Raw genomic sequence first — 8,548 nt, forward strand, 5'->3', positions numbered from 1 at the left:
CGCGCGGGGCACGCGCATAGTTGTAATGCGAGTCCTCGGGTACGTCCGGCCTCGCCAGCAGGCCGGAATTGAAGACGCCCACGTTTACGACGCCGGTGCCGCGCGCCACACAGCGGTCCAGGAACGGAACGCCGGGCTGCTCTAGCAACGTGTACCGGCCGGCGAGCATCACCAGGTCCAGATCGGCCGCTTCGACGCATTCGAGCGCAGCTTCCGCCGAATTGGTCCCGACGCCGATCGCCTTCACCACGCCGTCCGCCCGCAGCTTTTCCAAGACCGGCAGCGCTTCGCCGATCCCCTTGGCGAGGTTGTGGACATCAGGATCGTGCAGGTAGGCGATGTCCACGTGGTCCAGGCCGAGCCGTTCGAGCGATTCCTCGATGCTCCGGCGGATCCCCGCTTCTGAGAAGTCCCATTGGCGTTTGCTCGTTGCTGCGACGTCGAAGCCTTCGTCGTCCTTCGCGCTGAATCCCACGGCGTTCGGCACCAGCAGCCGGCCCACCTTGGTTGACACAGTGAACTCACTCCGTGGCATCTCCCTCAGCACCGCACCAAGCCTGCGCTCGGAGAGCCCCAAGCCGTAGTGCGGCGCGGTGTCGAAGTAACGGACCCCCGAGTCCCAGGCCGCCTTGACGGTGGCGGCGGCCTGGGCGTCCGGCATGGCACGGTACAGGTTGCCGATACCGGCGGCGCCGAAGCCGAGCTTGCCCAGCGCGCCATCCCACGACGTGCCGCTCATACCAGCTCCCATACCAAGGGGATGCCGGAGTCATTGCCGGAATAGTCGTCCTGGACTTCCAGCATCTCCGCCATGCGGGCCTGCCACGGGACGTTGGCCGGATGGTCCGCGAGCGCCCGGCGCATGGCTTGGTAGTCCTCCACCTCAACAAGGTGGAAGAGCTCCTGGCCGCTGCGCCAGATCCTCCAATTGCCCACTCCGGCCTCTTTCAAGGCCGCGACGAGTTCGGCGGGGATCCCCGCATGGGCTTCCGCGTAGTCCTGCGCGGCACCCGGCTTGAGCCGCGTGTGCAGGGCAATGGTTTCCGGCACGCTACACCCCGGGCTTCAGGAAGAGTTCGACGACGGGCACCGCCACGTCCGGTCGCTGGACGGGCAGCTTCAGTGTCAGGGTACCCGCTGGTTGTCCGCCAGGAGTGGTGTTGATTGCCTCCCGGTCCGGTGCGATCTCCAGCATCGCGACTTCGGAGGCGTCGTTGAGCAGCTGCGCGTATTCCACTTTGCCGGCGAGGTCGGGGAGGTGGACGTATTCGAACGGCCACGCAAACAAGTGGACGTAAAGCCGGTCACCGCGGCGTGTGTACCGGGCGTCGGCAGGCGCGGTCCACGCAGCGGGTCCAGCTCCGTAGATGGCCCGGGAGTGCAGCTTCATCCAGTCGCCGATGCCGCGGAGGGACTCCACGGCCCGGGGATCGAAATTCCCGCGGGCCGTGGGGCCAACGTTGAGGAGTAGGTTGCCGTCCTTGGACACCCCATCCACAAGCATGCGCACCAGCAAGTCCACGGACTTGTAGTCCAAGTTGTCCCGGTCATAGCCCCAGCTGCCGTTGAGGGTTTGGCATGCTTCCCAAGGCACTTCGATGCCGTCCACCACCATGGGCCCGGAAGGCTGGTACTGCTCCGGCGTGGCGAAGTCGCCAGGAATGTCCAGGCGGTCGTTGACGATGATGCCGGGTTGAAGTTCCCGGACCATCTTCAAGAGTTCCACGGACCCCCACGCGTCGCGGCCCTTTCCGCCCCAGATGTGCTTGTGGTCCTCGCTCGTGTAGGAAAAGTCGAAGAAGAGGTAGTCGATCTGGCCGTAGTTGCTCAGCAGCTCGCGCACCTGGCCATGGAGGTAGTCGCGGTAGCGGGCCATGTCGCGGCCCTCGTTGAGCTTTTCGGCCTCGGGGTTGTCGCGTTCGGGGTGGAACCCGTCGATGGTGAAATCCGGGTGGTGCCAGTCAATGAGGGAGTGGTAGAAACCGACCTTCAGGCCGAATTCCCGCAACGCTTCGACGTACTGGGCCACGAGGTCCTGCCCGGACGGAGTCTTGGTGGATTTGTAGTCGGTGAGCGCGGAATCCCAGAGGCAGAAGCCTTCGTGGTGCTTGGTGGTCAGCACTACGTATTTCATGCCGGCGTCTTTCGCCGCGCGGGCCCATTCCCGCGGATCGTAGAGATCCGGGTTGAAGTGCTGGAAGTACTTCTCATATTCCTCGGCAGGAATACGTTCGCGGTTCATGACCCACTCGTGCCGGGCCGGCAGGGCGTACAAGCCCCAGTGGACGAACATACCGAACCGGGACTCCGTGAACCAAGGTGCTTGGGCGATCATGGGTGGTTACTCCTAGTGGTGTGCCCACGTGGGGTCTTCTGGGTGGCTGTAGCCGGCAAGAACTGGAAGGAGTTTAACCCCCACCAAATCTGTGCGTGACCCTATTGGTACAGGTTCGGCTTGATCTGCTCGGAGTCGATGTTCTTGGCGTCATACCAGTAGAAGCCGGTGTCGATGACCTTTTTCACAGGTTGCTTGTTGATCGCGGCGACGGCGGCTTTGACGGTCTCATAACCAATACCAACCGGGTTCTGGGTGATGGCACCCGCCATGACACCGCCGCGGATCGCGTCTAGTTGTGCCTTGCCGGAGTCGAAGCCCACGATGGTCAGCTTGTCCTTGAGGCCGAGTTCATTGACAGCATTGACGACGCCGATTGCAGAACCTTCGTTGGTGCCGTACATGCCCTTGAGCTCGGGGTGTGCCGCGATGATGGCCTTGGCCGCGTCGGTGGACTTAAGTTGGTCGCCGCCGGCGTACTGGATGTCGACGATCTTGATCTTCGGGGCGTTCGCCGCGATCCAGTCCTTGAAGCCGTCGCGGCGGTCAACACCGGACTTGGACGTCTGATCGTGGCAGATGATGGCGATGTTGCCCTCATTTCCGATCAGGCCGGCCAAGTGCTTGGCAGCCTCTCCGGCTGCAGCCTTGTTGTCCGTGGATGCGGTGCCCACGGGGATATCGCTGTCCACGCCGGAGTCGAACGCGATGATCGGAATGTTCTTGCTCTTGGCCTGTTCGAGCAGCGGGGTGGCCGCCTTGGAGTCAAGCGCTGCGAAACCGATGGCTGCCGGGTTCTTGCCGAGCGCCGTGGTTAGCATTTGGATCTGCTGGTCCACATCGGCCTCGGTGTTGGGGCCCTCGAATGTGATGGTGACGTTGAACTCTGAGGCGGCTTTCTCTGCACCCTGCTTCACTGCCTGCCAGAACTGGTGCTGGAAGCCTTTGGAGACGATCGCAATGTACGGCTTGGCGCCGGGCGTGGTGGCGGCGGCGCCGGGAGCAGCGGCTGGGGTATCGCAGCCGGCCATTGCCACGGCCCCGAGGGCAACGCCAGTTACGGTGAGAAAAGAGCGGCGGTTGTAGATGGACTTGCTCATGCTTGGAAACTCCCTTGTTTTCTAAGACTGAAGGATCGGTCCTGTGCGGATGCTACAGGCATGAAGAAGAGTGGCTGACGGTCACTTGGCGGTCTCCTTCCTCCGCAGCATGTCCAGGTAGACAGCCACCAGGATCACGACGCCGATTGCTACGTTTTGCCACTCCTGCGGCACCGAGATGATGCGCAGGCCGTTAGTCAGCACGGACATGATGAGGGCCCCGATCACGGTTCCTACAATGGAGCCTTTGCCTCCGGCCAGGGATGTTCCACCGATCACGACGGCGGCAATCGCCTGCAGTTCGTAGCCGAGCCCCTGCCCGGGCTGGGCCGAGTTCAAACGGGCGGCGATGATCACGCCGGCGAGGCCCGTGAAGGCGCCAGCCACCGTGTAAATCCAGAGCTTCCATGACCGGACGTTAATGCCGGAGAGCGCGGTGGCTTCTTCGTTGGAGCCGATGGAGAAGGTGTATCGGCCAATGAGGGTTTTGCTCATCACAATGCCGGCCAGTATCGCCGCGGCGAAGAAGATGAACACCGCGTTAGGCACCACTAAACCGGCAATCGGCTTACCGAGCGCCAGGTTGCTGAAGCCCGGGGTGGAGGTGAAGTAGATCGGCTTCGTACCGGAGACCACCAGGGCCATGCCCTGTGCCACAAGCATCATTGCCAGCGTGGCAATGAACGGCGGGATCTTCAGGAAGGAGATGAAGAAGCCGTTGATTGCACCGATCACGGTACCCATCAGGATGCCGCCCACTACGCCCATCCACAAGGGCAGGCCCAGATAGCTCAACACCACCCCGGTCATGACCGAACAAAGGCTCATTCCAGTACCAACTGAGAGGTCAATACCGCCAGTGATGATCACGAACGTCGCGCCCAGGGCAAGCAACCCGATCACCACAGTGGAGAGCAGGATGTCCGAGAGGTTCGTGGGCAACAAGAACCTGGAGTTCATGATGCCGAAGAAGATCACGAGGACAATCAGCGAACCGAAGGCCAGCAGCTGCTGCAAGGACGAACGCAGGCGCACGGAGATGTTTCCCTTGCGGGATGTGGTCTCCGATGCGGGTTCCAGCCCCGCTTTCTGCGGCGCCGGGGAATCTACGAGGCTCATGCTGTCACTGCTCCTGGTATAGCGGAGTCACGCCGGGTGGCCAGCTCCATGATGTTTTCCTGGGTGGCTTCCGCGTTGTTGAGGAAACCTGTGATCCGGCCTTCGCTCATGACAGCGATCCGGTGGGACATTCGCAGGACCTCGGGCAGTTCCGAGGAGATCATGATGATCGCCTTCCCGCCTGCCGCCAGTTCGTCAAGGAGCCTGTAAATCTCCTCCTTGGCACCGACGTCGATCCCGCGCGTGGGTTCATCGAAGATCAGGATGTCGCAGTCCTTTACCAGCCACTTCGCGATCACGATCTTCTGCTGATTGCCGCCAGAGAGGTTACGGGCGAGTTGGTGGACCGAGGGCGTCTTGATACGCAGCTTCTTGCTGAATTCCTCGGCCGTCCGGCGCAACGCACCGTCCTTGATGAAACCGCCCGCTGAGTTTTCGGTCAGCGAGGAGAGCATGATGTTCTCCTTCACGTCACGCTCCAGCATGAGACCGAGATGCTTGCGGTCCTCGGACAGATAACCGATTCCCAGCTTTGCCGCAACTGCCGGATTGGGGATGTCGACATCCGCGCCCTGGACCTGCAATTTGTCGAAAGTGGCGCGGTCCGCACCAACCAATGCCCGGGCCACTTCGGTCCGGCCGGCTCCCATGAGCCCGGCGAAACCGAGGATCTCGCCGCGGCGCAACTCGAACCCGACGTCCCTCAGCAGCGCCTTGGTGGCAAGCCCTTCAACCGAAAGCACGACGTCGGTACTCGCGCCGGTGGTGGCCGCCGTCGGGCGCTGTTCTCCCGAAACCTGCCGCCCCACCATCAGGGAGATGACCTCCTTCATGGACGTTTCTGCCGTGCCGACGGTGTCTACATACTCGCCGTCGCGGATCACGGTAATGCGCTGGGAGATCAGCTTGAGCTCGTCCATCCGGTGTGAGATGTAGATGACGCCCGTTTCTGGCGAGATGAATCCTCGGATGAGATCGTGCAAGGTGGTGACCTCAGCGTCATTGAGCGCAGCCGTGGGCTCATCCATGATGATCACCTTGGAGTCATGACTCAGTGCCTTGGCGATCTCCACCATCTGCTGCTTGGCCACGGTCAGCCGACCCACCCGTTCGCGCGGGTTCAGCTGCAAGCTAATGCGATCGAACAGATCCTGGGCCTTGCGGTTCAGGCATACTCGCTGAGCAGGCCAAAACGGCGCGGCTCGCGGCCTATGAAGATGTTTTGCGCCACCGTGAGGTCCGGCATCAGGTTGAATTCCTGGTGGATGATGCTGATGCCCGACTCTTGGGCATGCTTCGGGCCGTGCGGCACGAACTCCTGCCCGTTGAGCTCGAACGTGCCCTGGTCCGGGGTATAGATGCCCGAGAGCAACTTCATAAGCGTCGATTTGCCGGCGCCGTTCTCGCCAACCAGTGCAAGGACCTCACCGCGGCGCAATTCCAGATGCATATTGTGCAGGGCCCGGACACCAGGGAAGCTCTTGGTGACGCCTCGGACGGATAGCAGCGGTGGTACTTGTTGGGTCATGTCATCACCTCCTTGTGATCAAGCGTGTGTATGTGCGTCTTGCGGGACCTTTAGCGGGCCCACACAGGGCCATCGGGAAAGCTGTAGCCGGCCAACGTGCCGCCGACCATTTCACTGCCGGCACCGGGTGCCGACGGCGGCCAGTACGAGCCGTCGTGGACATCCACCGGAGTGACAAAGTGCTCGTGCAGATGGTCGACGAACTCAATCATCCGACCATTCTTGTCGGCGGATACCGCCACGAAATCGAACATCGACAAGTGTTGGACGGCCTCGCAGAGGCCAACTCCACCTGCATGTGGGCAGACGCGGACGCCGAACTTCGCCGCGAGCAGGAGGATGGCGATGTTCTCGTTCACTCCCGCCACCCTCGCCGCATCCAGTTGCAAGACCTGCAGGGATCCGGCCTGCAGCATCTGCTTGAACATCACGCGATTTTGGACATGCTCACCCGTGGCCACGGGGATCGGCGCCACGCCCCGGGCAATCGCGGCATGGCCGAGGACATCATCCGGACTGGTGGGTTCCTCAATCCAGGCAATGTCATAGGGAGCCAAATGCGCCATCCAGTCAATCGCTTCCTGGACGTCCCAGCGTTGGTTCGCATCCACGGCGATCTTGATATCAGGCCCCACAGCGTCGCGGGCCGTGCGGACGCGCCGGATGTCGTCTTCCAGCGAGGCCCCCACCTTGAGCTTGATCTGCCCGAAACCGTCTGCAACGGCTTCCTTGGCCAGCCGCACAAGTTTGTCGTCGCTGTAACCCAACCAGCCCGGCGTCGTGGTGTATGCGGGGTATCCTTCCGCGAGAAGTGCTGCCCTGCGGGCGGCGCGCCCCGGCTCCGCCGTCCGCACTATCCCCAGCGCGTCCTCCGGCGTGAGTGCATCGCTGAGGTACCGGAAGTCCACGAGCGCCACAATCTCCTCCGGACTCATCCGGGAAAGCAGCTCCCAGAGAGGCAGTCCGGCCCGCTTGGCTTTGAGGTCCCACAGGGCGTTGACGACGGCGCCGATCGCCATGTGCATCACGCCCTTTTCGGGGCCAAGCCAACGGAGTTGGGAATCGTGGACCAGGAGCTTCCAGGTGCCGCCCATGTCGCCGAGCAGTTCCTCGACGTTGCGGCCCAGGATGTGGTGGCGGAGTGCCTCGATAGCCACTGCCTCCACCTCGTTGCCGCGCCCGATGGTGAAGACGAAACCGTGGCCCTCGTGACCGTCGCCGGCGTCGGTGCGGATCACCAGGTATGCCGCCGAATAGTCCGGATCCGGATTCATGGCATCCGATCCGTCCAGTTCCAGGGAGGTGGGAAAACGGATATCGAAGGTGTCCACCGCGGTGATGACGCTCATTGTGCTCCTTGCTTGGCAGCAGGTAGTTTGCTGGGAAGAGCGTAAACATCCGATGTCTGCATTGTCAATGGGTCACATTTCCGTATTATGGAGAGCAACAGCAGACTAGAGCTCGGATGTTAGAGCCAGAGCACGGAGGAATACATGAACATGAAATTCGCCCGGCTGGGCACTGCCGGAAATGAAAAGCCGGTTGTCATCGCCCAAAACGCCAACGGCACCGAAAAGTACTTCAGCCTTGACCCGCTGACGAAGGACATCAACGGAGAGTTCCTCGCCACGGACGGCATCGCACGCACCCGCGAAGCCCTTGATGCCGGTAATCTTCCCGAGATTTCTGCCGAAGGACTCCGGATCGGTTCGCCCATCGCCCGGCCCGGCAACGTCGTCTGCATCGGCCTCAATTACACGGCCCACGCGGCCGAATCCGGAGCAACGCCCCCGGAATCACCCGTGGTGTTCCTGAAGCCAAGCAACACGGTCAGTGGCCCGTTGGACCCCGCGCCCATCCCGCCGTCGTCGGAAAAGTACGACTGGGAGGTGGAACTCGGAATCGTGATCGGTCGCGAAGCGTCATACCTTTCCAGCACGGACGAGGCCGCGGACTGCATCGCGGGCTACGTCGTCGCCAATGATCTCTCAGAACGCGACTACCAACTGCCCGGCGCCGCGGGCCAGTGGACCAAGGGCAAGTCCCTTCCTCAGTCCACTCCCCTCGGCCCCTGGTTGGTTCCCGCGGATGAGCTCGACGCCGGACACCTCGCGTTGCGCACCTGGGTCAATGGCGAGATCCGCCAATCGTCGGACACCTCTGACATGATTTTCGATGCCCTGACCGTGGTCCACCACCTCAGCCAGTACATGGTCCTGGAGCCCGGCGACGTCATCCTCACCGGCACTCCGGAAGGCGTGGCGCTCTCCGGCCGCTTCCCGTACATCCAGCCCGGCGACGTGGTGGAGCTCGAAGTCGAAGGACTCGGCCGCCAGCGCCAGGAGTTCTACAGAGCCCACGCAGCTTCGCTTGCAGCAGTAGGCACTGACAAGGCAACGCGGTGAGCACCGAGTTCGAGGGACTCGTAGCGCTGGTCACCGGCGGGGCGTCAGGCATCGGCGCGGC

The 8,548-nt window shown here is 62.4% G+C and carries 9 protein-coding genes; 1 reads left to right on the forward strand and 8 read right to left on the reverse strand.

Translation table 11 applies throughout. The features are described from left to right. From AHiyo1_RS11810 to AHiyo1_RS11840, 8 genes are all read right to left on the reverse strand, one after another. Window positions 1-739 (reverse strand): aldo/keto reductase (locus AHiyo1_RS11810; RefSeq protein WP_148667564.1); only part of this gene is annotated, 739 nt, incomplete at its 3' end. Beyond that, window positions 736-1,050: an L-rhamnose mutarotase gene (locus tag AHiyo1_RS11815; RefSeq protein WP_059388692.1), complete on the reverse strand. Its 315-nt coding sequence runs from the start codon at window positions 1,048-1,050 to the stop codon at window positions 736-738. The genes AHiyo1_RS11810 and AHiyo1_RS11815, both read right to left, overlap by 4 nt. Window position 1,051: 1 nt before the next feature. Beyond that, window positions 1,052-2,335 (reverse strand): alpha-L-fucosidase, encoded by a 1,284-nt coding sequence (locus tag AHiyo1_RS11820; RefSeq protein ID WP_059388693.1) that lies wholly within the window; start codon window positions 2,333-2,335, stop codon window positions 1,052-1,054. A gap of 101 nt (window positions 2,336-2,436) precedes the next feature. Then, a complete protein-coding gene (locus tag AHiyo1_RS11825; protein ID WP_084784481.1) occupies window positions 2,437-3,435 on the reverse strand; it encodes an ABC transporter substrate-binding protein in 999 nt (332 codons plus the stop codon). A gap of 81 nt (window positions 3,436-3,516) precedes the next feature. Further along, window positions 3,517-4,554 carry an ABC transporter permease gene (locus AHiyo1_RS11830; RefSeq protein ID WP_084784482.1) on the reverse strand — a complete coding sequence of 346 codons (1,038 nt, stop codon included), beginning with the start codon at window positions 4,552-4,554 and terminating at the stop codon, window positions 3,517-3,519. Then, window positions 4,551-5,660, reverse strand: coding sequence for a sugar ABC transporter ATP-binding protein (locus AHiyo1_RS11835; protein WP_340639323.1), 1,110 nt, complete (start codon window positions 5,658-5,660; stop codon window positions 4,551-4,553). The genes AHiyo1_RS11830 and AHiyo1_RS11835 overlap by 4 nt, the downstream gene beginning before the upstream one ends. Window positions 5,661-5,719: 59 nt before the next feature. Next, window positions 5,720-6,082 (reverse strand): ATP-binding cassette domain-containing protein, encoded by a 363-nt coding sequence (locus tag AHiyo1_RS26680; protein WP_253257294.1) that lies wholly within the window; start codon window positions 6,080-6,082, stop codon window positions 5,720-5,722. Window positions 6,083-6,132: 50 nt separating this feature from the next. Beyond that, a complete protein-coding gene (locus tag AHiyo1_RS11840; protein ID WP_059388694.1) occupies window positions 6,133-7,431 on the reverse strand; it encodes an L-fuconate dehydratase in 1,299 nt (432 codons plus the stop codon). Between the two features lie 144 nt (window positions 7,432-7,575). Between AHiyo1_RS11840 and AHiyo1_RS11845 the strand changes: the two genes are divergently transcribed. After that, on the forward strand, window positions 7,576-8,487 hold the full coding sequence (locus AHiyo1_RS11845) for a fumarylacetoacetate hydrolase family protein (RefSeq protein ID WP_059388695.1): 912 nt from the start codon (window positions 7,576-7,578) through the stop codon (window positions 8,485-8,487). Window positions 8,488-8,548: the final 61 nt, after the last annotated feature.

It is taken from the genome of Arthrobacter sp. Hiyo1 (assembly GCF_001263615.2).
Lineage (GTDB): Bacteria > Actinomycetota > Actinomycetes > Actinomycetales > Micrococcaceae > Arthrobacter.